This window comes from Pseudoxanthomonas mexicana, from assembly GCF_010093385.1.
In the GTDB taxonomy this organism is placed as follows: Bacteria; Pseudomonadota; Gammaproteobacteria; order Xanthomonadales; family Xanthomonadaceae; genus Pseudoxanthomonas_A; species Pseudoxanthomonas_A mexicana.
This window is the reverse complement of the sequence record NZ_PDWV01000002.1, coordinates 1-25,626: the sequence shown is the minus strand read 5'-3', so window position 1 is coordinate 25,626 and position 25,626 is coordinate 1. Positions and strand designations below refer to the sequence as shown.

The 25,626-nt window shown below is 68.1% G+C and carries 28 protein-coding genes; 10 read left to right on the top strand and 18 right to left on the bottom strand.

Annotated features, from left to right (window positions below):
- The 5 genes from CSC76_RS01095 to nirK are packed head-to-tail and all read right to left on the bottom strand — an operon-like array spanning window position 1 to window position 3,203.
- Window positions 1-240: a hypothetical protein gene (locus CSC76_RS01095; protein WP_162108220.1), complete on the bottom strand. Its 240-nt coding sequence runs from the start codon at window positions 238-240 to the stop codon at window positions 1-3.
- 51 nt (window positions 241-291) lie between these two features.
- Window positions 292-747, bottom strand: a complete 456-nt coding sequence (azu, locus tag CSC76_RS01090; RefSeq protein ID WP_162108219.1) for an azurin — start codon at window positions 745-747, stop codon at window positions 292-294.
- Window positions 748-794: 47 nt separating this feature from the next.
- Window positions 795-1,358, bottom strand: coding sequence for an SCO family protein (locus CSC76_RS01085; protein WP_162108218.1), 564 nt, complete (start codon window positions 1,356-1,358; stop codon window positions 795-797).
- A complete protein-coding gene (locus CSC76_RS01080; protein WP_162108217.1) occupies window positions 1,355-2,137 on the bottom strand; it encodes a formylglycine-generating enzyme family protein in 783 nt (260 codons plus the stop codon). The genes CSC76_RS01085 and CSC76_RS01080 overlap by 4 nt, the downstream gene beginning before the upstream one ends.
- A 7-nt stretch (window positions 2,138-2,144) precedes the next feature.
- Entirely contained in the window at window positions 2,145-3,203 is a 1,059-nt protein-coding gene (nirK, locus tag CSC76_RS01075) for a copper-containing nitrite reductase (protein WP_162108216.1), read from the bottom strand.
- Between the two features lie 214 nt (window positions 3,204-3,417).
- Here nirK and CSC76_RS01070 point away from each other — a divergent pair, with 214 nt between their 5' ends.
- A complete protein-coding gene (locus CSC76_RS01070; RefSeq protein ID WP_162108215.1) occupies window positions 3,418-5,481 on the top strand; it encodes a TonB-dependent copper receptor in 2,064 nt (687 codons plus the stop codon).
- A gap of 166 nt (window positions 5,482-5,647) precedes the next feature.
- Here CSC76_RS01070 and CSC76_RS01065 read toward each other — a convergent pair whose 3' ends face one another.
- The 5 genes from CSC76_RS01065 to CSC76_RS01045 are packed head-to-tail and all read right to left on the bottom strand — an operon-like array spanning window position 5,648 to window position 8,949.
- Window positions 5,648-6,883 carry a hypothetical protein gene (locus tag CSC76_RS01065; RefSeq protein WP_162108214.1) on the bottom strand — a complete coding sequence of 412 codons (1,236 nt, stop codon included), beginning with the start codon at window positions 6,881-6,883 and terminating at the stop codon, window positions 5,648-5,650.
- Complete coding sequence (locus tag CSC76_RS01060) at window positions 6,880-7,146, bottom strand: DUF2249 domain-containing protein (RefSeq protein ID WP_162108213.1); 267 nt, start codon at window positions 7,144-7,146, stop codon at window positions 6,880-6,882. Before CSC76_RS01060 ends, CSC76_RS01065 begins: the two co-directional genes overlap by 4 nt.
- Complete coding sequence (locus tag CSC76_RS01055) at window positions 7,131-7,280, bottom strand: hypothetical protein (protein WP_162108212.1); 150 nt, start codon at window positions 7,278-7,280, stop codon at window positions 7,131-7,133. The genes CSC76_RS01060 and CSC76_RS01055 overlap by 16 nt, the downstream gene beginning before the upstream one ends.
- A 5-nt stretch (window positions 7,281-7,285) precedes the next feature.
- Window positions 7,286-7,696: a SirB2 family protein gene (locus tag CSC76_RS01050; protein ID WP_313221289.1), complete on the bottom strand. Its 411-nt coding sequence runs from the start codon at window positions 7,694-7,696 to the stop codon at window positions 7,286-7,288.
- Complete coding sequence (locus tag CSC76_RS01045) at window positions 7,693-8,949, bottom strand: NnrS family protein (protein ID WP_162108211.1); 1,257 nt, start codon at window positions 8,947-8,949, stop codon at window positions 7,693-7,695. The genes CSC76_RS01050 and CSC76_RS01045 overlap by 4 nt, the downstream gene beginning before the upstream one ends.
- Before the next feature lie 165 nt (window positions 8,950-9,114).
- On the opposite strand from CSC76_RS01045, the gene CSC76_RS01040 reads away from it, so the two are divergent.
- Window positions 9,115-9,360, top strand: a complete 246-nt coding sequence (locus CSC76_RS01040) for a hypothetical protein (protein WP_162108196.1) — start codon at window positions 9,115-9,117, stop codon at window positions 9,358-9,360.
- A 259-nt stretch (window positions 9,361-9,619) separates the two neighbouring features.
- Here the strand turns inward: CSC76_RS01040 and CSC76_RS01035 are convergent, their stop codons facing one another.
- The 5 genes from CSC76_RS01035 to hemN all read right to left on the bottom strand — a co-directional run bounded on the left by CSC76_RS01035 (window position 9,620) and on the right by hemN (window position 15,539).
- Window positions 9,620-9,937: a hypothetical protein gene (locus CSC76_RS01035; RefSeq protein ID WP_162108210.1), complete on the bottom strand. Its 318-nt coding sequence runs from the start codon at window positions 9,935-9,937 to the stop codon at window positions 9,620-9,622.
- Between the two features lie 150 nt (window positions 9,938-10,087).
- The gene (locus CSC76_RS01030) at window positions 10,088-10,534 is read right to left on the bottom strand and encodes a hypothetical protein (protein WP_202923455.1); all 447 of its coding nucleotides are present in this window, start codon (window positions 10,532-10,534) and stop codon (window positions 10,088-10,090) included.
- Window positions 10,535-10,845: 311 nt separating this feature from the next.
- Window positions 10,846-13,119 (bottom strand): nitric-oxide reductase large subunit, encoded by a 2,274-nt coding sequence (locus CSC76_RS01025; RefSeq protein ID WP_162108209.1) that lies wholly within the window; start codon window positions 13,117-13,119, stop codon window positions 10,846-10,848.
- A gap of 247 nt (window positions 13,120-13,366) precedes the next feature.
- Window positions 13,367-14,122 carry a helix-turn-helix domain-containing protein gene (locus CSC76_RS01020; protein WP_162108208.1) on the bottom strand — a complete coding sequence of 252 codons (756 nt, stop codon included), beginning with the start codon at window positions 14,120-14,122 and terminating at the stop codon, window positions 13,367-13,369.
- Window positions 14,123-14,141: 19 nt separating this feature from the next.
- On the bottom strand, window positions 14,142-15,539 hold the full coding sequence (gene hemN / locus CSC76_RS01015) for an oxygen-independent coproporphyrinogen III oxidase (protein WP_162108207.1): 1,398 nt from the start codon (window positions 15,537-15,539) through the stop codon (window positions 14,142-14,144).
- Between the two features lie 158 nt (window positions 15,540-15,697).
- Between hemN and CSC76_RS01010 the strand changes: the two genes are divergently transcribed.
- The 8 genes from CSC76_RS01010 (at window position 15,698) to CSC76_RS00975 (ending at window position 22,253) form a co-directional block, all read left to right on the top strand.
- Window positions 15,698-16,942 carry a molybdopterin molybdotransferase MoeA gene (locus CSC76_RS01010; RefSeq protein WP_162108206.1) on the top strand — a complete coding sequence of 415 codons (1,245 nt, stop codon included), beginning with the start codon at window positions 15,698-15,700 and terminating at the stop codon, window positions 16,940-16,942.
- The gene (mobA, locus tag CSC76_RS01005) at window positions 16,939-17,514 is read left to right on the top strand and encodes a molybdenum cofactor guanylyltransferase (RefSeq protein WP_162108205.1); all 576 of its coding nucleotides are present in this window, start codon (window positions 16,939-16,941) and stop codon (window positions 17,512-17,514) included. The genes CSC76_RS01010 and mobA overlap by 4 nt, the downstream gene beginning before the upstream one ends.
- Window positions 17,515-17,596: 82 nt before the next feature.
- A complete protein-coding gene (locus CSC76_RS01000) occupies window positions 17,597-17,767 on the top strand; it encodes a periplasmic nitrate reductase, NapE protein (RefSeq protein WP_162108204.1) in 171 nt (56 codons plus the stop codon).
- Window positions 17,768-17,770: 3 nt separating this feature from the next.
- The gene (gene napF, locus CSC76_RS00995; protein ID WP_162108203.1) at window positions 17,771-18,283 is read left to right on the top strand and encodes a ferredoxin-type protein NapF; all 513 of its coding nucleotides are present in this window, start codon (window positions 17,771-17,773) and stop codon (window positions 18,281-18,283) included.
- Window positions 18,280-18,609 carry a chaperone NapD gene (locus CSC76_RS00990; protein ID WP_238394828.1) on the top strand — a complete coding sequence of 110 codons (330 nt, stop codon included), beginning with the start codon at window positions 18,280-18,282 and terminating at the stop codon, window positions 18,607-18,609. The genes napF and CSC76_RS00990 overlap by 4 nt, the downstream gene beginning before the upstream one ends.
- On the top strand, window positions 18,593-21,085 hold the full coding sequence (gene napA / locus CSC76_RS00985; protein WP_162108201.1) for a periplasmic nitrate reductase subunit alpha: 2,493 nt from the start codon (window positions 18,593-18,595) through the stop codon (window positions 21,083-21,085). The genes CSC76_RS00990 and napA overlap by 17 nt, the downstream gene beginning before the upstream one ends.
- A 10-nt stretch (window positions 21,086-21,095) precedes the next feature.
- Window positions 21,096-21,650 carry a nitrate reductase cytochrome c-type subunit gene (locus CSC76_RS00980; protein ID WP_162108200.1) on the top strand — a complete coding sequence of 185 codons (555 nt, stop codon included), beginning with the start codon at window positions 21,096-21,098 and terminating at the stop codon, window positions 21,648-21,650.
- A 3-nt stretch (window positions 21,651-21,653) separates the two neighbouring features.
- Entirely contained in the window at window positions 21,654-22,253 is a 600-nt protein-coding gene (locus CSC76_RS00975; protein WP_162108199.1) for a NapC/NirT family cytochrome c, read from the top strand.
- Between the two features lie 4 nt (window positions 22,254-22,257).
- On the opposite strand, the gene CSC76_RS00970 is transcribed toward CSC76_RS00975, so the two are convergent.
- The 3 genes from CSC76_RS00970 to CSC76_RS00960 all read right to left on the bottom strand — a co-directional run bounded on the left by CSC76_RS00970 (window position 22,258) and on the right by CSC76_RS00960 (window position 25,136).
- Window positions 22,258-23,682 carry a nicotinate phosphoribosyltransferase gene (locus CSC76_RS00970; RefSeq protein WP_162108198.1) on the bottom strand — a complete coding sequence of 475 codons (1,425 nt, stop codon included), beginning with the start codon at window positions 23,680-23,682 and terminating at the stop codon, window positions 22,258-22,260.
- Window positions 23,683-23,744: 62 nt separating this feature from the next.
- On the bottom strand, window positions 23,745-24,800 hold the full coding sequence (locus tag CSC76_RS00965) for a bifunctional nicotinamide-nucleotide adenylyltransferase/Nudix hydroxylase (protein ID WP_162108334.1): 1,056 nt from the start codon (window positions 24,798-24,800) through the stop codon (window positions 23,745-23,747).
- Window positions 24,801-24,872: 72 nt separating this feature from the next.
- Complete coding sequence (locus CSC76_RS00960) at window positions 24,873-25,136, bottom strand: Arm DNA-binding domain-containing protein (protein WP_162108197.1); 264 nt, start codon at window positions 25,134-25,136, stop codon at window positions 24,873-24,875.
- Window positions 25,137-25,626: the final 490 nt, after the last annotated feature.

Here is a 25,626-nt window from a genome sequence, read left to right as displayed (position 1 = left end):
TTAGCCGCTGCAGCCGCCGCAGCACACCGACGGCAGCCGTTCGATGGCGTCGGGCGCGAGCCGATGGCCGGCCTGGGCGAACACAAGCATGAGTTCCACGGCGAGTGCGCTGGTCGAGCAGCGGAGCGTGCCGGTCGCGGCGTCGCGGTCGAGCAGGGCGGCGGGATCGAGATCGAGCAGTTGCCGTTCGATCGCCTCCAGGTCGGCGGGCGCATCGTCCAGGCGGATGACGTATTCCATGCGCGGACTCCGGAATGTACTGCGCCGCCCGGAGGCGGCGCAGTAGCGGTGTTACTTGGTGACGACCAGCTTGCCCTTCATCAGCGTGGAGTGGCCGGGGAAGCTGCAGAAGAAGCTGTAGTCGCCGCCTGCGGTCAGCTTCTTGCCGGGGAAGGTGATCTTCGTCTTCTGCCCGCCGCCGATCAGTGCGGTATGCGCGATCACGCGTGCATCGCCGGCCGGGACGTAGGCGCCCGCCGCGCCAGCCTTCATGCCGTCGCGCGCCACGCCGGCCAGGTCGGCGGTCTTCGACACCACCACGTTGTGGCCCATCGCCGCGGCCGGCAGCTTGCCGCTGTGCGTCAGCTCGAGGGTGATGGTGGCGCAGCTGGCGGAGACGGTAGCCTCCTTCAGGTCGAACTTCATGGCGTCGTCGCCCTTCAGGCTGACCGTGCAGTTGCCGGCGGCCTGGGCCATGCCGGCAGCGCCGAACAGGGCAAGGGCAAGCAAGGAGTGGGAGAGTTTCATCGTGTGGCTCCGTCGTTCATCGTGTGGGTGGGTGTGGGGCCATGACATCACGGCCCGGCGAGCAGCGCCTTGACCTGGGTCAGGAACTGCGGATCCGCGGCGGCACCGGTCACCTCGCTGCGCGCGCGCACGCGGCCGTCGGCGTCCAGTAGCACGAGCACGCTGGTGTGGTTGATGCTGCCGTCGTCGCGGAACCGGTAGCGCACGTCCAGTACGCTGGCGATGGCGCGCACGTCGTCGGCCGCGGGCGTGAGGAACCGCCAGCCGTCCGGCACGCGGTGGCGCTGCGCGACGTCCTGCATCGCGGACGGGGTATCGCGTGCCGGGTCCAGGCTGACCATGACCACGCCCAGCCGCTTGCGCTCGGCGGGCGACAGCTGCTTCTGCAGGCTCTTGGCGTTCTCGATGATCAGCGGGCACATCAGGTGGCAGTTCGTATAGAACATCGACACCACGCGTGGCTGGCCGCGGAGCGAGGACCAGGCGACCGGTTGCCCGTCGGCGGCCTGCGTACCCGCCTGCAGGTGGTAGACCGAATCGCCGGGCAGCGGCTGCGCGTGCAGCGGCGCGGTGAGTACCAGCAGGAAAAGGAACAGGGAGGCGATCTTCATGGCGTGCTCCTGGCACAGCGGAAACCGAGGTTGCCCAGCGTGGCGTCGGGTGGCAGCGCGGAGAGCAGCACGAAGCGCTTGACCACGCCATAGTCGCCGGGATCGTTGAAGCTCATGGCCGTGGCGCCGCAGTAGCGCAGGGCGTCGCCGTCCTGCTGGCCGCGACGGTCGCCGTCGCCCAGCAGCGAGGCGACATCCTCGCTCCATTCCCAGTGCGCGCCGTGCAGGCCATGGACGCCGTAGGCATTGGCCGGCGCGTCCGCGGCCGCATCGATGGCATGCGGCGTGCCGTCGTTGACTTGGCGCATCCGCCATGCGGCATCGGCGCGCGCGTCGCGGCGCGTGGTGTCGGCGGCGGCCGCGTATTCCCATTCGACGAAGCGCGGCAGCCGCGCCTGCTGCGCGCGGCAGTAGGCGTCGGCGGCGTACCAGTTGACGTGCACGACCGGCGCGTCCGGATCCAGCGCCGGCCCGGGTGCGTCGGCGGTGGCCCAGTGGCCCAGATAGCCCGGGCTGGCGAACACGGCGGGAACGCGGTCGCGTCGCCACTGCGGCTGGCGCGCGAGGAATCCGGCGAAATCGCGATTGCTGACGGGCCGTGCCATCAGCGCGAACGAGGGCACCCGCACCACGCGGGTGTCCTCCTCGAAGCGCACGGACGAACGGAAATCGACGCCCTCGATGCGCCGGTATCCGCTGTCCTCGTCGCCGGCGACGGCGAACGCCGATGCCAGCGCGAGCAGCAGGAACGTGGCGGTCGGAGGCGGCGTCCGTTTCATCCCGTCCTCACTTGCCGGCCGCCGGCTTGGCTTCCGGGTACTCGATGTCGTGCTGCTGGCCCGTATAGATGTCGGGGTTCTTCTGTCCCTCCACTTTCAGGATGCCCAGCGAGCCCTTGTGGAACGTGCGGAAGATGCTGTGGTCCACCAGCACGAAGTTGCCCGGCACGTCGGCCTTGAACTCGACCATGGCCGAACCGCCGGCGGGGATCAGCGTGGTCTGCACGTTCTCCTGGTACTTGCTGCCGCCTTCGGTGTAGACCTTGTCGAAGATTTCGCCGATCACGTGGAAGCTGGACACCAGGTTGGGACCGCCGTTGCCGACGAACATGCGGATGGTTTCGCCCGCCTTCGCCGTCAGCGCGTTGTCGCCCTGCAGCGCGTCCACCGAGCCGTTGAACACCACGTAGGTGGGATGCTCGTCGATCGCCTTCTCCAGGCTGAAGGGCTGCAGGCCGGGTTCACCGTACGCGCCTTCGGTGTAGAAGTCGCCCTGCACCACGTAGAACTCCTTGTCCACCGGCGGCAGGCCTTCTTCCGGCTCCACCAGGATCAGGCCGTACATGCCGTTGGCGATGTGCATGCCGACCGGCGCCATCGCGCAGTGGTAGATGTACAGGCCGGGGTTCAGCGCCTTGAAGGAGAACTGCGTTTCATGCCCCGGCAGCGTGAACGTGGCTTCCGCCCCTCCGCCCTGGCCGGTGACGGCATGCAGGTCGATGTTGTGCGACATGTGCGAGTCGTGGCGGTTCTTCAGCTTGAACTCCACCGTGTCGCCCTTGCGTACGCGGATGAAGCTGCCAGGCACGGTGCCGCCGAACGTCCAGAAGTTGTAGGTCACGCCATCGGCCATGCGCATGTCCTTCTCGATCATCTCCAGGTCGACGACGACATGGGCCGGTGTCTTGCGCGTGATCGGCGGGGGCACCATCGGCGGCGCCGTCATCACGGCGTGGATGGTTTCGCCGGCCGGCGTGATGCGGCCGCCCTGTTCGCCGGCGAAGGCGGGGGCAGCGGACAGCGCCGCGAGTGCGCAGGCGAGCAGGGAGGGGTACAGGCGTTTCATGGTGCGTTCCTCGGTCGATCATCGGTGGGTGTGCGGCCATGGTGGAAATGCACGCACGGCGCCTCGTTGATCTGAATCAATCGGAAGGGCGCGAACGCACGGATTCGTGCAGGGGCTTGACTCACGTCAAGCGCGCGCATCGATGCGACACCCTGTCGCATCCGCGCTCCAGGGTGCGTCGTGAGAATGGCGGCATCACACGAGGAGAAGCGTCATGAACCGTAATCTGCTGTGCATGGCCCTACTGGGCGCGCTCGCGAACATGCCGATCGCGCATGCACAGGAAGCGCACGCCGCGCCGCACGCCGATGCGATGCCCGCCACCACGCTGGACGGCATCGTGGTGGTCGGCGTGGCGCCCGCCATGGCCACCACCTTCGTCACCGATCCCAAACTGCCGCGGCAGCCGGTGCCGGCCAGCGACGGAGCGGATTACCTGAAGACCATTCCCGGCTTCGCCACGCTGCGCAGCGGCGGTACCAACGGCGATCCGGTGTTGCGCGGCATGTTCGGCTCGCGCATCAACCTGATGACCAACGACGGCGCGATGAGCGGCGCCTGTCCCTCGCGCATGGACAACGCGCTGTCGTACATCGCGCCGGAAACCTACGACCGCCTGATCGTCGTCAAGGGGCCGCAGACGGTGCTGTGGGGCGGCGGCGCTTCCGCCGGCACGGTGCGCTTCGAGCGCGAGATCCCGTACTTCGCCGAGCCGGGCGTGCAGGCCACCGGCAGCCTGCTGGCCGGCAGCCGCGACCGCAACGACCAGGTGCTGGACATCAGCGCCGGTACGCCGCGTGGCTATGCGCGCGTGTCCGCCAACCGTTCCGAGGCCGACGACTACCGGGACGGCAACGGCGACGGGGTGCCGTCGGCGTGGAAGAAGTGGAATACAGACGCCGCGCTGGGCTGGACGCCCGACGAAGACACGGTGCTGGAACTCAGCGCCGGCATCGGCGACGCCCGGGCGCGCTACGCCGGCCGCGGCATGGACGGCGCGCAGTTCCGCCGCGACAGCCTGGGCCTGCGCTTCGAGAAGAAGCACATCGGCGGCGTGCTCGATGCCGTGGTCGCCAACGTCTACCAGAATGACGTGGACCATGTGATGGACAACTACAGCCTGCGCGACCCCGACCCCACCGGCAGCATGCCCATGCCGATGGCCAGCAACGTGGCGCACCGCACGCGCGGCGGCCGCGTCGCCACCACCTGGCAGTCCGGGCGCTGGGAAGTGACCACAGGCGTGGACCTGCGCGACAGCCGGCACCGCAGGCGCAGCGTCAGCGGGCGGGGGGCCTACCTCGCGCTGCCGTGGGGCGTGGACGCCAAGTTCCACAGCTGGGGCGCCTTCGCCGAATCGCACTGGCACATCACCGACACCCATCACGTGATGAGCGGCGTGCGCGTCGACCGCGCCGAAGCGCAGGACCTGCGCGCCAGCACCGGCGGCATGATGCCGATGCCCAATCCCACCGCCGGCAGGGTCCGCCGGGAGACGTTGCCCAGTGCGTTCGTCCGCTACGAGCACGACATGGGCGGCCGCTGGGGTGCGTACGCCGGCCTCGGCCACACGCAGCGCATGCCCGACTACTGGGAGCTGTTCTCGCCCACGCGCGGCCCCGTCGGTGCGCCCAACGCCTTTGCCGGCGTGCAGCCGGAGCGCACCACGCAGCTGGACATCGGCCTGCAGTTCAACGGCGCCAAGGTGGACGCCTGGGCCTCGCTGTACGCGGGCCGCGGGCAGGACTTCATCCTGTTCGACTACACCACCGGGATGATGGGCAGCACCACCCGCGCACACAACGTGGACGCCCGTATCCGCGGCGGCGAAGCGGGCATCGACTGGCGCCCCGCCCAGGGCTGGAAACTGTCGGGCGCCGCGTCCTACGCCTGGGGCGAAGTCCGCGATACCGGCACGGCGCTGCCGCAGATGCCGCCGCTGGAGGCGCGCCTGTCGGTCAGCCATGAACGCGGGTCATGGTCGTGGGGCGCGCTGTGGCGCGTGGCGGCCGCGCAGGACCGCGTCAGCACCACGCAGGGCAATGTGGTCGGCCGCGACCTGGGGCCGAGCGCGGGCTTCGCGGTGTTCTCGCTCAATGGGGGCTATCGCTTCAGCGATCGCCTGCAGCTCACGGCGGGCATCGACAACCTGTTCGACCGCGCCTACAGCGAGCACCTCAACCTGGGCGGCAACAGCGCCTTCGGCTATCCGGCCGATCCGGTGCGCATCAACGAGCCTGGCCGCACCGCGTGGATGAAGCTCAACCTGCGCTACTGAGGCACCGGTATCGGCTGACAACGGCGTCGAGCGGTCGCTGACCCTCGATGTCGTTCGTTCTGCGAGGAATCAACGGGCCCTTGCCGCTATCCGACGCGTGGTTCGACAGGCTCACCACGAACGGCCCGTCGTTCGAGACTTCCAGGACGAGGACGGTGCTGGAACATCAGTCGCCAGCGCACCGCCACGTCGCCGCCTGCCGCCAGCAGCGCCACTGCCCGTGCAGGCTCACCGCATGGGCGAGCGCGATCGCGAGGCCGGCGCTGCGGGCGAGGGCCGGCGCGAATGCGGCCGCCACCAGCCATGCGCCCGCGACGGCATGCAGGACGAAGGCGCGCCGCCTGTCCGCTTCCTCGAACAGGCTGCCCACGCCGGGCACACGGACGCCGCGCGGTACGCGCTGGCGCAACGCGATCCAGGTGAGGAAGGCGGTGATCTCCAGCGCCATGCCGACGACCAGCAGCGGCAGGCCGACCCCCAATACCAGGACGCCGAGCGGCACCAGCGGCACGTCGGGTCGCAGCACGAGCAGGCTGGCGGCGAACAGGCACGCACAGCCGGCCTGCCAGAAACGGCGCAGGACCGGATTGCGACGATGCGGTGCGCGCGCCTGCAGCACGCATACGGCGAGGGCGAACGCGGCCGGCGGCCACGCCGCGAGGCGCCAGGCGCTGTCGGGGAGCACGTCCGCCAGTGTCGCCACCGCGATGCCCAGCGTCAGCATCGATGCGACCTGCCAGGTGCGCAATGCAGGGACCGGCAGCGCGCGCGTGCCCTGCAGCATCGGTAGCGTCACTCCGCCCACCGCGGCCAGCAATCCCAGCACCCAGCCGATGACGCCGAAGGCCGCGTGCACGTCCACCACGCCCGCGGCCGCAGGCCCGCGCCCACCGGTGCGTGCCGCCAGCAACAGCAGGCCCAGTGCCGCCGTCGCGATCAACGCGAGCAGTGCCAGGCCGATGCCCTCGCGCACCGCGCGTGCGCCTTTGCCGCGAATGACGGCCGCCAGTGCCAGCAGCGCGAAGATCGCCAGCGATCCGCCCAGCAGTCCGCCCGCCGGCAGGGCCAGCGCGTGCGACGATGCGGCGAGCGTCGCCAGCAGCAGGGCCAGGCCGGCGGTGAACGCCGCATGCAGCCACGGCACGACACGCGTTCCCGGCAAGGGACTGCCGGCGGCGACGGGCAGGAACTGCACCAGGCTGCCCAGCATCGCGTTGCCCAGCAGGCCCAGCGCGAACACGTGCACCAGCACGAGCGTCGCGGGCGTCCAGCGCGACAGCAGCGCGATCTCGCCTTGCCAGGCCAGCCACAGCCCCGCCACGGCGCCCCACGCCAGCGCCGCGATCAGGAAGCGCATCGGCAGCGACGGCCGCGGCGCCGACGCGAACGCCAGTCCGCTCATGCCGCCTGTGGGGGCTCCAGTACATGCCGGTCGGCGACGTGGCAGATCGCGATGCAGGCGTTGCCTGCTTCGGTATCGCGCACCCGGTATGCGAATCCCCACTGGTCCAGGATCGGCAGCAGCGGCGCGGGAAACAGCGGCGTCTGCGCCACCAGGCGCTCACCGCGCTGCAGGGTGCGCAGGCAGTCGAGGATGCGCTCCATCGGCTCCGGTGCCGCCAGGTCGCGCAGGTCCAGCCGCACCAGGGTCAGGGCATGTGCCATGCGTCGGGCTCCGGGTCCTGGTGGTCGGGCGCGCAGTCCAGCGACAGCCCGGCGGCGTCCAGCGATTCGCGCACGCAGCAGGCGCAGGTCGCGAAGGCTTCGGGCAACAGTCCGGTATCGAAAGCGGTATCCATGGCGTTCAACTCCCCAGCCACAGCAGCCAGCCCCACGGATCGTGGGCGCGGGCGATGCCGTACACCTGCAGGAAGCACAGCACCGCCGCGACCACCAGTGCGGTGCGCGCACCGTTGCCACGCGCGGGACGGAACGCGGCGATGCCCAGCCCCACGTAAGCGACCAGGAAGGCGATCTTCACCGTCAGCCAGCCGTTGGCGAACATGCCCGCCGGCAGGATCGTCAGCAGCATCATCGCGCCGGTCAGCAGCACGGTGTCGATGGTGTAGCTGGTGTAGCGCACCACCGCCGCGCGCGGCCAGCGCATGCCGGCCAGCAGCGCGAGTGCGCGCAGCGCGAACAGCGTGCCGCTGGTCATCGCCGCGCCCATGTGGACCAGCTTGATGTCGGGGTAGAAGGTCATCATGGCGCTCATCCGGGCCTCCCGTCCGCACGCGGTCGCAGGTAGATGCCGCCGATGCGCCCGACCCATGGCGCCAGCGCCAGCAGCCAGCCCACGGCGGCGGCGGCGTGCCACGCCATCGCATCCGGCGCGACATCGGCCACGATGCGCATCACCGCCACCCCCTGGATCGCGACGAAGGCGAACCACGCCACCTTCGGCATCTCCAGCGGCCGTCCGGAATGGCCCTGCGTCACCCGCGTGACCATCGCCACCAGCAGGCTGCCGAAGAAACCGATGAACATCGCATGCATCGGCGCGCGCCCCAGCACGAACTCGCCCGTCGCGAGGAAGGTGATGCTCTGCACTCCGTACAGCAGGAAGGTGATGGGCAGCCATGCGGTGCCGATGAAGAGCACGGCCAGCAGCCCCGGCATGCGGCCGCGCGGCCACCAGCGATGCACCGCCCACGCGGTCAGGAGCAGCAGTGGCACGTCGGCCAGCCACAGCCAGGCGTAGGCGTGCGCCAGTTCCAGGCCCAGATGCGCCATCAGCAGCGCCCACACCGCGCCCAGCCATGGCAGCGAGCGCCACGGCACGTAGCCCGGCCCCACGTTGCCGGCGAAGAACGGGAACATGCGGTGCGCCACCGTCACGTACACCGGCAGCAGCAGGCCGAAGCCACCGAGCTTGATGCTGGCGAACGCCCACGTGGGCGACGCGCCCAGCGCGAAGGCGATGAACATCACCAGCCCCAGCCAGCCCAGCAGCAACCCGGCAAAGCACGAACGCGCGTGCCAGGTCTTGGCGGTGTCGTCCGCGAGCAACCGGCCCAGCGTCAGCAGTGCCGTGGTCCAGCCGGCCAGCGCCATCCACAGGCCGACGGTCAGCCCCGCCTGCCAGCCCGCCACGCCCAGCAGGATGGCCAGTTGCCCGCCCATCAGGCCCAGGCCCACCGGCACGTAATGCCAGCGCTTCAGGTCGGCCATGCCCATCCAGCGCGGGAACACGGTCAGCAGGAAGCCGAAGATGAAGCTGGGCAGTACCAGGTACTGCATCAGGAACGCATGTAGCCAGCCGGCGTAGATCGGTGTCTGCGGCATCGTCCACAGGCCCCAGCGCGTGGCCACCAGCCACAGCGCCCACCACAGCATCGCCAGCAACACGTTGCCGGCGCCGATGAAGAACATCAGTCGATGCGGTGCATGCGCCAGCCATGCCGGCGAGAGGCCGGCCTGGGGCGGCGCGGCGCGCGGACGGGGTGGGGGAACGATGTCGATCTTCATGGGTGCCAGCGTGCCCGCCCCGACCCGCGACCGCCTTGACGTGGGTCAGGCCGGGCGCGATTCGCATGCCTGCGTCGCCTTGATTCCGGTCAAGGCCGCGTGCGCGGCGAACGCCTACAGTCCTGCCACCCGCGCCAGCGCGCACCCAAGACCACAGGAAGCCCGATGTCCGATCACACCCATGCACCCTCCGCGCAACGCCAGCAGGCCATGACCGAGGCCCTGCGCGCCTGGGACCCGGAAGCCGAAGTCAGCCTGGAAGCCGGCACCGGCCGGCTGATGGTGATGACCACGCTGCCCACCGAGCGCGTGATCGCCATCCTCAAGGAGGTCGGCGAAAACGCCGAAGCCGGCGACAGCGAACCGCGCGGTCACAAGGCGGGGCAATGCTGCGGTGGGTGTTCGCACTGAGCTATGGTTGAACGGACGTAGCGACAGAAAAGCTCGAATCCAGCGAACAGGGGGGCGGCGTGGTCCTCGACCCGCTTGCACCAATCCTTCATCGATGACCCAGACCGGCACACGTCCGTGTCGGTGTTGAAGACCGACTGGCCCCGCCTGAACTCGTCGAGCCGCGACTTGAGCCGCGCTTCCAGCCATCACGTCATCTGTTACGAGCTACCGGTCAAACGTCGCGAGTGTCGCTTCCGCGAGCTTTGGTTCCACGTTGTCAGCCGATTAGGGCCTGGTTACCAAAAACCAGGATCCCGATAGCGAACATGGCCAAGGAAACGAGGACGGTGACCATCAGTTCAATCAAGTCGCTGGCCTTGAGTTCGCTGATATCCATGAAACTCATGGTGAAGTCCCGGGGCTTGCCGCGGCGCGTACGCCCCCGGTCGATGATCGTGTTAACGCGGAAGGCAAGGAGTGCCATGCCTCCCAGCACGAGGACGATCATGCCCGGGTGCGATCCCGCGGTGAGCATCATGCAGGCAGCGACGAAGAGCATCATCGTGATAAAAGCGTAGAGGCCTACTTTATGCATGCAGGGAGTCCAGATAGGTCAGATCATCAATTGGGGTAAGCCTGCAAACCCCAACAGCGTGATCTTTATCCGCCGAGAGGATTCTTGCTCCATAGCCGAGTCCGTGTGGGTACTGAGCTTTGCTCAGCCCAGCCCGTGAGCCTATCCGCATCAGAATATCTTCCACCACGGACGCTTGGCCTGCTTCATGCCGGGCGATGCAGCTTCTTCGGCCGCCTCGGCGGCTTCGGCCATTTCCCCATCCGTCCCGTACTCTTCCCCTTCGTCGCCCACCACGCGGGCGCCGAGCGCCTGGGCGATCTCGAACATCTTGGCCAGGATTTCCCTGTCCGGATTCTTGGCCACGATGCCGCCTGAGCCGGGGTAGAGCCAGGCCATGTTGCCGTCGACGCCATGTCCGGAATATGCGGTCCAGACCGCAATGCCGTCGTGCTCAGTGCGGAAGACGTCGCCGTTTTCCATGGTCGCTTCCGCGTAGCCGTCCAGCCGCATTTCGGGGTCCGATGCGATGTAGGCCTTCCAGTCCTCCAGCGATATCTCCGGTCCGTCTTCGTCGAACCATTCGGTCTTGCGGGTGATATGGATTTCGTAGCCCATGATCGCTCCATCGATTGCATCGGGTTCACTTGAGGTGGAAACACCAGTCGCCAGCTAGTGGCGATGTCCGCCGCCTCGGTGGATGTTAGTGGCAAAACGCTGCGCAGAGTTTGCGCCGGGCGAGCTTCCGGACGCGCAGGGGTCTGCAGCTGCGGCGCCCCTCATCCGGCCTTCGGCCACCTTCTCCCCGTGAACGGGGAGAAGGATTCCAATCTGATGCCTGCGCAAAAAGAGAGCCGCTTGCGCGGCTCTCTGGCTGCAACCTGCAGCAGGTGGCCCGGCATCCCCATCCGCGGATGCCGGTTCCAGGGTCAGGCTTCGCTCGGTTGCGCGGCGGGCAGGGGCTCGCGGCGCGGGGCCACCCACAGGCGGAACACGAACCAGGCCAGCGCCACCGCGCCCACGCTGAACAGCGTGTCGGCCGGTACGCGCATCCACACCAGCATCTCCACGATCGGCTGCTGCATGAACTCGGCCGAGCGCGCGTACCAGTAACCGTGGTCGACCGAGGCGATCAGCTGCAGGATGCCCAGTGGCAGCAGGGTGAAGGCGGCCATGCCGGCCAGGCCGATGTTGAGCGCCCAGAACGCCGTCTTCAGCAGCTTCTCGTTCCACGCCACGTCCGGCTTCAGGCCGCGCAGGCAGAACAGCATCAGGCCGATGCCCAGCATGCCGTACACACCGAACATCGCCGTGTGGCCATGGTTGGCGGTCAGGTTCAGGCCCTGCATGTAGTACAGCGGCAGCGGCGGGTTGATCAGGAAGCCGAACAGGCCGGCACCCACCAGGTTCCAGAACGAGACCGCCAGGAAGAACATGATCGGCCACTTGTACTTGGCCATCCACGGCGTGGCCTTGCCCAGCTTGTAGTTGTGGTAGGCCTCGAAGCCGACATAGGCCAACGGCACCACTTCCAGCGCGGAGAAGCTTGCTCCCAGGGCGATCACCGACGGCGTGGTGCCGGTGAAGTACAGGTGGTGCAGCGTGCCCAGCACGCCGCCGGCCATGAACACGATGGTGGCGAACAGCACCGTGAGCGTCGCGCTGCGCACCTGCAGCAGGCCCAGGCGGGTGAACAGGAAGGCGATCACCGCCACCGCGAACACCTCGAAGAAGCCTTCCACCCACAGGTGCACGACCCACCAGCGCCAGTATTCGACCATCGACAGGTGCGTGTGTTCGCCCCACATCAGGCCGGCCGCGTAGAACAGGCCGATGCACACCACCGACAGGAACAGCAGGCCCACGATCGAACGCGAATCGTCGCCCCTGCGGATCGCCGGCCACAGCGCGCGTCCCACCAGGGTCAGCCACAGCAGCAGGCCGACGAAGAGGAACCACTGCCAGAAGCGGCCCAGGTCTACGTATTCCCAGCCCTGGTGGCCGAACCAGAAGTTCCTGGCCAGCCCCAGCTTCTGCATCACCGCCAGCCACTGGCCGGTGAAGGAACCGACCACGATGATCAACAGGCACGCCCACAGGAAGTTCACCCCCAGGCGCTGGAACTTCGGCTCGTGTCCGGAAATCGCCGGGGCGATGTACAGGCCCATGCCCAGCCAGGCGGTCGCGATCCACAGCACCGCCAGTTGGGTATGCCAGGTGCGCGTGAGCGAGTAGGGCAGGATTTCGGCGAGCGCGAAACCATAGGCTTCCTGGCCTTCGACCTGGTAGTGCGCGGTGGTCGCGCCCAGCAGGATCTGCACCAGGAACAGCGCGATCACCACCCAGAAGTACTTGGCGGTGGCGCGCATCGAGGGCGTCACCTTGATCGCGGCCAGCGGATCCTTCTTCGGCAGCACCGGCACCATTTCCTCGCCGTGGCTGGTGGCGTAGTGCCAGCCCAGCAGGCCGATGCCGGCGATCAGGAACAGCACGCTGAACACCGTCCAGATGAGCAGGTTGGACGCCGGCGTGTTGCCGACCAGTTCGTCATGCGGCCAGTTGGCCGTGTAGGTGATCTCCGAGCCGGGGCGCTCGGTGACCGATGCCCATGCGGCCCACCAGTAGAACGCGGTCAGCTGGCGACGGTGCTCGGCATCGGCCACCGTGTCGTTGCGCATGGCATAGGCCTCGCGCAGCTCCGCGGTGGAAGGGTCGTGGCCGAACAGGCGCTGGTAGTGGTCGGCGACCTGGGCGATGGCCTGCGCGCGGTCGGCATCGACCGTGATCGTGCCGGTGGCGGCGTCGTAGGTGTTGGGCCGCAACAGTGACTGCACGCGCTTGGCGTAGGCGGCCTGGGTGGCTTCGTCCAGCGTCTTGTAGCTGTCCGCGCCGGTGTCGCGCTTGGCCCACAGGTCGAGGATCGCCTCCGCTTCGCGGTGCAGCCAGTCCGCGCCCCAGTCGGGTGCCACGTAACCGCCGTGGCCCCAGATGGAGCCCAGCTGCTGGCCGCCGATCGACTGCCACACCTGGCGGCCGGTCTCGATGTCCTGGCGGGTGTAGACCACTTTGCCGTCGGTGGTGACCACCTGTTCGGGCATGGGTGGCGCTTGGCGGTAGGTCTCGCTGCCGACCCATAGCAGGACGGCGAACGACGCCATGAGCAGGGCCGCCAACCCCACCCACAACTTTCGTGTCGAATTCATGATGCGGCTCTCCTCGGGAAACGGCCGCATCATCGGCGCACCGGCGCGGGGGCTCCATGACGCAGGTCAAGCGGGGAGCGGATCGGACGGTGTGCTCTCTGTAGGAGCGACGTCAGTCGCGACCGCGCCCCAACACACCTTGGATATTCAGGAACGCGCCGCGGCGCGCCCGACTGGCGAATGACGGGTTGTTCGACTGTTTGGCCGTGCGGTCGCGACTGACGTCGCTCCTACAAGGGATCCGACCTCAGTCCCGCAGCACGCTCAGCGCGAGGGCTTCCAGGCGGGGCAGGTCAAGGATCTCGACATCGCGCTGCTTGATGTGCAGCAGGCCGTCCTGCTCGAAACGGCGCAGCACGCGGCTGACGGTTTCCGGCGCCTGGCGCAGGTAGTTGGCGATGTCGGTACGCGCCATGGTCAGCTGGAACCGGCGCGGCGAGAATCCGCGCGCGGCCAGCCGGCGCGACAGGCCGATCAGGAACGCGGCCATGCGCTCGTCGGCGGTGTTGTCGCGGGCGAACAGCGAGGCCACGCCGATGTCGCGGCTCATCAGCTTGAACAGGTGCTGCTGCAGGTTGGGCAGGCGCGTGGCCAGCAGTGCGATCTTCGGGAACGAGAAGCGGCACAGCATCACCGTGTCCAGGGCGATGGCGTTGCAGGGATAGCGGTCGCCGTGGATCGCGTTCAGTCCGATGACTTCGCCGGGCAGATGGAAGCCGAGCACCTGCTCGTGCCCGTTGCGGTCGACCTGGTAGGTCTTCACCGTGCCCGCGCGCACCGCGGCGATGGCGCCGAACGGATCGCCCTCGCGGAACACGTGTTCGCCGGCGCGCAGCGGGCCGACGTGTTCGACCAGTACATGCAGGTCCATCAGCGCCCGCTTGTCCATGCCCTCGGACAGGCAGGCCTGCGAGAACGCGCAGGTGGAGCAGAAGCTCAGCGCATCGCCGTCGTCGGCGACGATGCTCGCGTCCGTGCGCGGGAAGACCAGCGGCGAGCTCATGCGGACACTCCCGGAGTGGTCAGACGGTGCGCGAGAAGCGAGGCGTCGAGGCTGCAGCGGTGGGCAGGTAGCGGTCGAAACACATGGCGATGATACGCAACAGCATCCGTCCGCGCGAGGTGGCCCGCAATCCGTCCGGGCGCAATTCCACCAGTCCGTCGTCCTGCAGCGGGCGCAGCCGCTGCAGGGCGTCGGCGAAGTAAGTCGTGAACTCGATCACATGCCGGCGGCCCAGATCGCGGTAGTCCAGCGTGCCGTGGCACATCAGCTGCTGGATCACGTCGGCGCGGATCACGTCGTCTTCCTCCAGCCGCATGCCGCGCCACACGGGCAGGCGGCCCTGGTCGATGGCCTGTTCCCAGCTGCCCAGGTCGCGCGGGTTCTGGCTGAAGCTCGGGCCGATGTGGCTGATGGCGCTTACGCCCAGGCCCACCAGGTCGCTCTCGGCATGGGTGGTGTAGCCCATGAAGTTGCGGTGCAGGTCGCCACGTTGCTGCGCCTGCGCCAGGCTGTCGCCAGGCAGGGCGAAGTGGTCCATGCCGATGTAGACGTAGCCGGCTTCGCCCAGCTTGTCGATCGCGCATTGCAGCAGGCCCAGTTTGACCTCCGGCGAAGGCAGGTCCTCGGCGTTGATGCGCTGCTGCGGGCGGAACATCGACGGCAGGTGCGCGTAGCTGTAGATCGCCAGGCGGTCGGGCCGCGCCTCCAGGGTGATGTCGAGCGTGCGCGAGAAGCCCTCAAGGCTCTGCTTCGGCAGGCCGTAGATCAGGTCCACGTTCACCGACTGCAGGCCATGCGTGCGGCAGGCGTCGATGATCGCCAGCGTCTGCTCCACGCTCTGGATGCGGTTGACCGCGCGCTGCACTTCGGGGTCGAAATCCTGCACGCCCAGGCTGGCGCGGTTGAAGCCGGCGGCGGCGAGCGCGCCGACGTCGTCCGGGGTGATGAAGCGCGGATCCAGTTCGATCGAACAGTCCAGCCGCGCCGGTGCGGCGAAGGAGAAGTGCCGCCGCAGCACGTCCATCACTTCGGCGATCTGCGCCGGGGTAAGGAAGTTGGGCGTGCCGCCGCCGAAATGCACCTGCTCCACGTCGCGGTCGCGGTCGAACAGCGCCGAGGCCATCGCCACTTCGCGGTACAGCCGCGTCAGGTAGGCCGCGCCGCGCGCGGTGTCGCGGGTGATGATGCGGTTGCAGCCGCAGTAGAAGCACGGGCTGGTGCAGAACGGGATGTGCAGGTACAGCGACAACGGCCGCGGGATGGGGTCGCCGTTGCTGGTCGCCGCCATGGCGCGCAGGTCGCTCTCGTCGAAACCGGGCGAGAACTGCGGCGCCGTCGGATACGAGGTGTAGCGCGGCCCCGGCGTGTCGTAGCGCCGCAGCAGGTCGGGATCGAACAGGGAGGACAGGTTGGCCATGGGTGCAGCCTAGGCCCGCACCACGCGACTGTCCTTGATATGGGTCAATCGGCTGCGGCTTGCGGTCGCAGGTTCAGTCGCGTGAAGGCGTGGCGGCGGCTGGCAAAGGCCGGCGGCCGGCACTAGGCTGGGCCAGGCGTTGTCGGCGAGGGGACAGGGTGATCGGTTACCGGGAGGCGGTGGAGCGGCTGTGCGGCGGCGTGGACCGGCTGGGCGTGCAGCCCTGTGCCCCCGGCGATGCCGTCGGTCGCGTGCTTGCCCACGAGGTAGTCAGCCCGGTAGCGCTGCCGCCGTTCGACAACGCGGCGCTGGATGGCGTTGCGCTGGTCGCGGCCGGGCGGCCGGATGCCACGGCGCAGGTGTGGGAGATCGGCGCGCGCATCGCCGCCGGACAGCCCGCGCCGCAGGACGACGCGTCCGCCTGGGAGATCATGACCGGAGCACCGTTGCCGGCGCGCGCCGACACGGTGGTGCCGGTGGAGCGGATAGAGGCCTTGCCTGCCGCCGCGTCGGGCGCTTCGCGCATACGCGTGCAGGGAGACGTGGTGGTGGGCGCGAACATCCGTCGCTGCGGCGAAGACGTGCAGCCTGGGCAGTGCGTGCTGCCCGCAGGACACGTGCTGGATCCGGCCGCCGTGATGCTGGTCGCCGGGCTGGGCATCGAGCGCATCCGGGTGGCGCGGCGTCCGCGCGTGGCCGTGCTCGCGACCGGTGGCGAGATCGTGGCGGCAGGTACGCCGCTGCCGCCGGGCGGCATCCACGATGCGACCTCGCCCTACCTGCGTGCCGCGCTGGCCGCGGCAGGTGCGGAACCGGTCTTCATGCGGCGCGGCGGCGACGAGGTGGCGGTCTTCCACGCCGCGGTAGACGCCGCGCTGGCCGAGGGCGCGGACCTGGGGCTCAGCACGGGCGCGGTGTCGAAAGGGTGCTACGACTTCGTGCCGTCCGCGCTGCAGGCGCGCGGCGCCGAGACGCTGTTCCATGGCGTGGCGCTGCGTCCGGGCAAACCGGTGCTGGCTGCGCGCCTGCGCGAAGGTGCGATGTTCGTCGGCTTGCCGGGCAATCCGCTGTCCACGGCGGTGGGCTTCCGTTTCCTGGTGGAGCCGCTGCTGCGCGCCTGGTTGGGCCTGCCGCCGGAAACGACGTGCTGGCTGCCGCTGGCCGACGACTGTCGCTCGCGCGCAGGACTGCATGCCGTCCTGCACGGCACGCTGCGCTGCGACCGCGACGGTCGCCTGCATGCGCACGTGGCGCAGGCGCAGGCATCGTTCCGCCTGTTGCCGTTCTCGCAGGCGACGGCGTGGATCACGTTGCCGTCCGATCTCGGCGACGTCGCCGCCGGCACGCGCGTGCAGGTGCATGGCCTGAGCCATCTGCAACCGCCCGCCTGGATGCCGGCATGAGCCAGACATCGCCCGCATGGCGTGCGGTGCTGCTGGCAGGTGGGCGTTCCTCGCGCATGGGCACGGACAAGGCCTTGCTGCCGTGGGGGAACGGCACGTTGTTGACGCATATGCGCGGCATGCTGATCGACGCGGGCGCGATCGAGGTGATCGTCAGCGGGGACCGCCCTGACGTGGGCGGCGTGCCCGACGCGACGCGCGATACCGGACCGATGGGGGCGCTCTCGCAACTCGCGCCGCGTCTGACCGATGGCACATGGATCGTCGTGCCCGTGGACATGCCGTTGCTGTCCACCGACCTGTTGCATGCGTTGCTGGCGGTGGATGCGGCATGCGCCTGCGTGGAAGGCCATCCCCTGCCGATGATGCTGCGCGTGGACGACGGCATGCGCGCGCTGATGCGTGCCGTGGGCGCGCGCGCCGGCCGGGAGCGCTCGCTGCGGGCCCTGCAGCAGGGCATCGACACGCAGCATCTGCCTGCCGCGCGCTGGCAGCAGGCATTGCGCAACTGCAACACGCCGGAAGAGTGGATCGCACTGCAGCAATCGGTGATCCAGACCCGCAGCGGATGAGCGGGTCGGACACCTCACATTAATGTGATAGCCTGCGGCCGCAGCATCGTCGCACCCAGTACCCACCCGCAAGGTAGGCATCATGGAGCAGGGCGCAGGAACAGCCGTTGCGAGCAAACAGCAGGAGCGCCTGGCGTTCCTGCTGCTGACGCTGGTGGTGTTTCCCCTGATGGCGGTCCTGTTCGTCGCCGGCTATGGCTTTCTTGTGTGGATGTGGCAACTGCTGTTCGCAGGCCCGCCGACCGGGCCTTGAGCGATGGACGACATCCGCTCTCCTTCCCGTCGTGCCCTGCTGTTCGGTCGTGTGCCGGTCACGCCGCCACCTGCTGCATGCCGACCGCCGTGGTCGAAGTCAGAACCTGAATTCCTCGCCGCGTGCACGCGCTGCGATGCCTGCGTGCGCGCATGCCCCGAGCAGGTGCTGTTGCGCGACGCCGACGGCCTGCCGCGCTTCGAGGCGCGCGCGGGCGAGTGCACGTTCTGCGGCGACTGCGTGGCCGCGTGCGGCAGCGGCGCGTTCGAACCCGCGCGCGATCCGCCGTGGACGCTCGTGGCCGGCGTCGCCGACACCTGCCTGTCGGCGCAGGGCGTGGTCTGCGCCAGCTGCCGCGAGGTGTGCCCCGCATCCGCGATCCGTGTGCCGCCCGGCGCGCGCGGCGCAGCCACGGTCGATCCCGAAACATGCACGGGCTGCGGCGCCTGCGTCGCGCCGTGTCCCGTGGACGCCATCGCCCTGCATCACGCACCCGCCATGGAGGCCCTCGCTTGAACGCACCCGCTCCCGATGCCGAAGTCCACATTGCCAGCTTCGTCGTCCAGCACCGCGAAACCGCGGCCGACGCACTGGCGGCGATGATCCGCGAACACGCCGACCTCGACCTGGCGCTCGCCGGCGGCACGCGCAGCGTGGTCATCTGCGAATCCGCCGACCGCCACGCGGTGATGGCGCGCGTGGACCAGCTGCAGGCCGTGCCGGGCGTGCTGAACGTATTGCTGGTCTACCACCACGCCGAGCCGGCGCACGCGCTCGACGAAGCGCTGCCGTCCCTGTCCATCCTGTCCGCGACCGGAGAGGCCCATGAGCACACGTCGTGAATTCATCCGCCACAGCGCGCTGGCCACGGCCGCCGCTGCGGCCGGCCTGCCGCTGACCGGCACCGGCAGCAACGTCGTCACCGAAGGCGACCTGACCACGCTGAAGTGGGACAAGGCGCCCTGCCGCTACTGCGGCACCGGCTGCGGCGTGAACGTGGCGGTGAAGGAGGGGCGCGTGGTGGCCACGCACGGCGACGTGCATGCCGAGGTCAACCGCGGCATCAACTGCGTGAAGGGCTACTTCCTCTCCAAGATCCTGTACGGCGCCGACCGCCTGACCCAACCGCTGCTGCGCAAGAAGAACGGCGCCTACGCCAAGGACGGCGAGTTCACCGCGGTGAGCTGGGACGAGGCCTTCGACGTGATGGCCGCGCAGTTCAAGCGCGTGCTCAAGGACAAGGGCAGCGATGCGATCGGCATGTTCGGTTCCGGTCAGTGGACGATCTTCGAAGGCTACGCGGCCAACAAGCTGATGAAGGCCGGCTTCCGCAGCAACCACATCGACCCGAACGCGCGCCACTGCATGGCCTCGGCGGTGGCCGGCTTCATGCGTACCTTCGGCATGGACGAGCCGATGGGCTGCTACGACGACATCGAGGCGGCCGATGCGTTCGTGCTGTGGGGGTCGAACATGGCCGAGATGCATCCGATCCTGTGGACGCGGGTGACGGACCGCCGCCTGTCGCATCCGCACGTGAAGGTGGCGGTGATGTCCACGTTCGAGCACCGCAGCTTCGAGCTGGCCGACATCCCGATCATCTTCAAGCCGCAGACCGACCTGGTGATCCTCAACTACATCGCCAACCACATCATCCGCACCGGCAAGGTCAACAAGGCGTTCGTCGACAGGCACACCACCTTCAAGCGCGGCAACGACGACATCGGTTACGGCCTGCGCCCGGAGCATCCGCTGGAGGTGAAGGCGAAGCATGCCAAGGACCCCAACGGTGGGCAGCCGATCGGCTACGAGGAGTTCGCCGCCTTCGTCGCGCCGTACACGCTGGAGAAGGCCGTCGAGATGACCGGCGCGGAACGCGGCTGGCTGGAGCAGCTGGCCGAGCTGTACGCCGATCCGAAGACGAAGGTGATGTCGTTCTGGACCATGGGCTTCAACCAGCACACGCGCGGCGTGTGGGCCAACAACATGGTCTACAACATCCACCTGCTGACCGGGAAGATCGCCACCCCGGGCAACAGCCCGTTCTCGCTGACGGGGCAGCCGTCGGCGTGCGGCACGGCGCGCGAGGTGGGCACTTTCAGCCACCGCCTGCCGGCGGACATGGTGGTGACCAATCCCGAGCACCGCAAGCATGCCGAGGAGATCTGGAAGATCCCGCACGGCACCATCATTCCGAAGGTGGGCTACCACGCCGTGGAGCAGAACCGCGCACTGAAGGACGGCAAGCTCAATGCGTACTGGGTGATGGTCAACAACAACATGCAGGCGGCGGCGAACCTGCGTGAGGAGACGTGGCCGGGGTACCGCAACCCGGACAACTTCATCGTCGTCTCCGATGCCTATCCCACGGTGACGGCGCAGGCGGCGGACCTGATCCTGCCCGCGGCGATGTGGGTGGAGAAGGAAGGCGCCTATGGCAACGCCGAGCGCCGCACACAGTTCTGGCACCAGCTGGTGAAGGCGCCGGGGGAAGCGCGCTCGGACCTGTGGCAGCTGATGGAATTCTCCAGGCGCTTCACCACCGACGAGTGCTGGCCGGCCGATCTGCTGGCGGCGAACCCGCAGTACAAGGGCAAGACGCTGTTCGACGTGCTGTACCGCAACGGCAACGTGGACCGGTTTCCGGCTTCCGACATCGAACCCGGTTACGCCAACGACGAATCGGCGCTGTTCGGCTTCTATGTCCACAAGGGCCTGTTCGAGGAATACGCCGCCTTCGGTCGCGGCCATGGCCACGACCTGGCGCCGTTCGACGACTACCACAAGGCGCGCGGCCTGCGCTGGCCGGTGGTGAAGGGCAAGGAGACGCGGTGGCGCTATCGTGAAGGTGCCGATCCTTACGTGAAAGCGGGTAGCGGTTTCGAGTTCTACGGCAACAAGGACGGCAAGGCGGTGATCTGGGCGCTGCCGTACGAACCGCCGGCGGAATCGCCCGACGACGACTTCGACCTGTGGCTGGTCACCGGGCGTGTGCTGGAGCACTGGCATTCGGGTTCGATGACGATGCGCGTGCCCGAGCTGTACAAGGCGTTCCCCGCCGCGGTGGTGTTCATGAATCCGGACGACGCGAAGGATCGCGGGCTCAAGCGCGGCGACGAGATCATCGTGGCCTCGCGCCGCGGCGAGATGCGCTCGCGGGTGGAGACGCGCGGCCGCAATCGCATGCCGCGCGGGGTGGTGTTCGTGCCGTGGTTCGACGCGGGCCAGCTGATCAACAAGGTCACCCTGGACGCCACCGATCCGATTTCCAAGCAGACCGACTACAAGAAGTGCGCGGTCAAGGTCGTCGCCGCCTAGGAGGCTCGCCATGCAGAACAAGCAGCTGTGGATCGCGGTGGCGCTGACAGGCGTGCTGATGGCGCTGGTGTTCGTGGCGGGCTGGCTGCTAGGCCGGCCGAAGCACGTGGATGCCGTGGCGGAAGCCGCACCCGTGCCGGTGGAGGCGCGCGCGGTGTTCATCCCCGGCGCGGGACAGATCGATGCGCTGCGCCGGGGCGTACCGGTGGACCAGGAAGGGCACCCGCCGCCGCTGGCGCACGTGGAGAACGCCGACCTCAGGCGCGCACGCGCCTACCCCATGCAGCCGCCGACCATCCCGCACACGATCGACGGCTACCAGGTCGACCGGAACAGCAACCGCTGCATGCTGTGCCACGCGCGCGCCAATGCATCCACCTTCCAGGCGCCGCCGGTCAGCGTGACCCACTACATGGACCGCGACGACCAGTTCCTGGCGACCATCTCGCCGCGCCGCTATTTCTGCAACCAGTGCCACGTGGTGCAGACCGACGCGCCGGTGCTGGTGGCCAACCAGTTCCGCGACATCGACAGCGTGCTGTCGCCGCCGACGGCGAAGGAGTAGCCCATGTGGTCACGGACCAAGGCACGGATACTGGACCTGTGGCGCACCCTGCGACTGCCCAGCCGGCACTACAGCCTGGGCTTCCTGACGGTGGCCGGATTCATCGCCGGCATCCTGTTCTGGGGCGGGTTCAACACGGCGCTGGAGGCCACCAACACCGAAGCGTTCTGCACCAGCTGCCACGAGATGCAGGACAACGTCTTCGAGGAACTGAAGACCACCATCCACTACAGCAACCGCTCTGGCGTGCGCGCGACCTGCCCGGACTGCCACGTGCCGCACAACTGGACGGACAAGATCGCACGCAAGATGCAGGCCTCGAAGGAGGTGTGGGGCAAGATCTTCGGCACCATCAACACGCGCGAGAAGTTCCTGGACGAGCGCCTGATCCTGGCCACGCACGAATGGAACCGGCTGAAGGCCAACGACTCGCTGGAATGCCGCAACTGCCACGACTACGACTCGATGGACCTCACCCGCCAGGGCTCGCGCGCCGCGCAGGTGCACAAGCTGTGGCTGGGCACCGGCAAGAAGACCTGCATCGACTGCCACAAGGGGGTGGCGCACCGCCTGCCCGACATGACCGGCGTGCCGCAGGGATGAGCCGCTAGAGACGTGCCGCGTCGGCGTGCGCACGGATCTCGGCGAAGGTCCAGTCGCGCAGCAGGCGGCCGTCTTCCCAGACGGTGACCATGGCGTCGTCGTAACCGGCGGGCCTTTCGACGTCGTCCAGCGAGGCGGCGGAGGCGGGCACGGGCACCGTGCGGAAGCCGCCGTACTCGCGATGGCGCAGCCGGGTCATGCGGCCGCGCTTGCTCTGCTTGCCCTTGTCGGTCACCGGGTCCTTGTAGACGTCGATCCATTCGCCATTGACGCGCGCGGCGGAGCACTTGAGTGCGAACTTCTGGGTGTCGCGGTCCAGGCGCTGCAGCAGTGCGCCGCCCATGCCGAAAGCCAGGTTGTCGGTGGCGTAGCCGGCGCTGGTGATGCGCTCCAGGATGGCGCGGATGCTGCTGGGGTTGATGCCGTCGCCCTGGATCACGCGCACGTGGTTCAACACCTTGTAGCCCTTGCCGTTGACGGTATGGCCGAAGGCCTCGTCCAGCAGGTCCAGGCACTGGTGGACCACGGCGACGGGATCGCCCGAATCGGGACGGATCACGACGGTTGCGCCGGAATCGATCACCTCCTGCTTCAGCGCGGTGCCCCAGTGCTGGCGGATGGCATGGAAGATGTCGTAGCTGTCCGACACCACCGCCACGATCGAACCCGGCCTGGCGAACTGCCGCAGCATGTTGCGGTAGGCCTCCACTTCGTTGTCGCGGCCCCAGCTGGTGATGGTGCTGTGCTCGGCGGCCGGAATGGAGAAGCCGGCCATCGGTTCGTGGTAGTGCGCCTTCGCCAGCAAAAGGCCGGACACGGTGTCGGTGCCCATGAAGTTGACCAGGTGCGCCGCGCCGCCGAGGGCGGCCGATTCCAGGCTGGACACGCCGCGGGCGCCGAAGTCGTGCAGCTTGAAGGGCAGCTGGCCTTCGGGGTCGTCGCTGGTGCGTTCCAGGAACTGGCGGATCGTCTGCTTCGCATGCCAGCTGATGGTCGCCACGGTGATGGGGTACCAGATGCGCAGCAGCATCGTCTCCAGGTACGACGGCACCCAGAACGCCTGCGGATCGGTCGACTCGATGGTCATCAGCGCTTCGTGCGTGGGCACCACGGTGCCCTCCGGTACGGCGCGGATGCGGATCGGCAAGTGGCCGCCGTGGCGGTCGACGATGTCGCGCCAGCCGGCTTCGTTGAACGGCTCGCCGTGCGCGGCGAACACATCGCGCGCCTCGCCCACGTCGGCATGGGTGACGGGCGTGGCGAGGTATTCCTTCAGGATGGCCTGCAGACCGAAGAACACCGTGCGGTCGTGGATGCCGCCGCGCGACTCCACGTAGAAGAACGTGGCATCGGTACCCGGCGGATACTGCAGCCAGTGGCTGGCCTTGTAGCTGTCGGTGTTGAGGAGGAGGTTGCTGAGGGTTTGCATGACGGAAGCTCCTTCGCGTCGGATGAAGCCGGCGGTCTATCCGCCGGCGGGGTCAGGCCGGGTCAGCCCCGGCCCAGGAAGAACTCGAGGATGTGCAGGTGGTCTTCGAACAGCTTGGGCCCCATCTCCAGCGCTTCGCTGACCGGGATCCAGCGGGCCTTGTCGGCATCGTCGCCGCCCCGCACGTCAGGCAGTTCGCCGGCTGGGAAGTCGAAGTGGAATGCGTGGGTGATGGTGCGACCGCGCTGGCTGCGGTCGGGGTGGTCGAAGACGTGCTGGCCTTTCAGCGAGCCTTTCAGGACGGGCACGGGAACCTTTAGCCGGGTCTCTTCGCGCAGTTCGCGCAGGCAGGAATCCAGCAGGCCCTCGTTCTGGCCCACGAATCCCCCCGGCAGCGCCCACAACCCCTTGCCCGGTTCGGCGCGGCGGCGCACCAGCAGCACGTGGCCGGAATGGACCACCACGGCGTCGGTGGTCACGAAGGTCGGCGGGTAGGGCGCGTCCTTCCAGGCGGCCTTGTAGTGCTCGATGAACTGGTATTCGGCCACCAGCTGGGCGTACGCCGGCGAACTCCGGCGGAAGGCCTCCAGCATCTCGTAGACCGGCGCCGGTACGTTGCCGCGCAGCATCAACAGGGCGCCATGGAAGTCGATGGAGCCGGCTTCGAACAGATAGCGGCGCAGTTCGGTGGCCGACAGGGTTTCGGTGTGCTGCACGTCCACCAGCGGCCACTGCGGAAATTCGCGCAGGTAGTAGCTGGATGCGTCCTTGTCCATGCCGACCAGGCCGACTTTCGCGTCAGCGTCGCCGCCATCGGCGCGGATGGCCTCGGCCACGGTGCGCTGCACGCCGGCGATCCACTGGGCTTCGTTGTACAGGTGGTCGCGCAGCGGGCGGATCAACAGCCGGTCGGTGGCGCCTTCAAGGGCCGCCTGGATCATCACGGCACGTTCGGCCACGGTCCAGGGGTTGCGCAGGCTGCGGGGGGTGTCGGCGGAACCGACAAGAAAGATCAGCTTGTTGGCCCGTCCCAGTGCAAGGCGGGCAACGGCGGCATGGCCGTTATGAAAGGGCTCGAATCGCCCGATGAAAACCAGATAGTCGTATTCCATGAGAATCCCTCATGTCGTTGTGCACGCCGCGGGTCTGTCCCTTGGCTGGCTCAAATGCTACGCCGGTCGGTGGTGGAGTCAAGCGTGACGGGAGTGCAGCGCGGTCCGGATGTGTTCCGCGATGATCTTGCGGGCGGTCTCGCGGGCCTCGTCGAGTGTCAGGCGCCCAGCAGACCCCAGCGTACGACGCTTCCCGTGCTCCCAGGTGACGACCCAGGCTTTATGCCCACTGGGCTGCACCCGGAGCAGGAGGCCGCGTACCTGCGTGTCCCTGAGCTCGTACGCGCGCTCCTTGGGCCGGGCAGTGGCAACGAGACGCTTGTTGAGGGTGGCGACTGACATCCGGGCTGCTTCCGTGGTTGGCTTAAGCCAACGATAGGAAGGGCCGGAGGTTCATGATTGGATGCGGATCGTCCTCAGCGCGTGGTCGCGACACGCCCTCCGCGTGAACGATTCCTGTCTGACCATGGTGGCGGTGAAGGGCGGAAACTGGGATGCTCCTCCTTGCCAATCCACGATCACTCCGATCACCTCCGAACATAAGCGACCACGCGATGACGTGTGATCACCGTAAAAATCCCATAAATGATTGTTTTGTAAGGCTTACAACTCCGTAAAAGCCCGCAAATCGTAGAATTCAGATTCTCAGTGCGGCTTAAAGGTGGGATCTGATATTCCCGAATGCGCCAAATGATGGCACCTGCTGGCGAATTTCGGAATCGGAATTCTGGTTCGGCAGTTGGAATTGGAGGACACTCTGACCATCGCCAAACCGGAATTGATTAATGGCTACCGACGCGCCTTCAGTCCCCCCGCTGCCCCCATTGGCCCC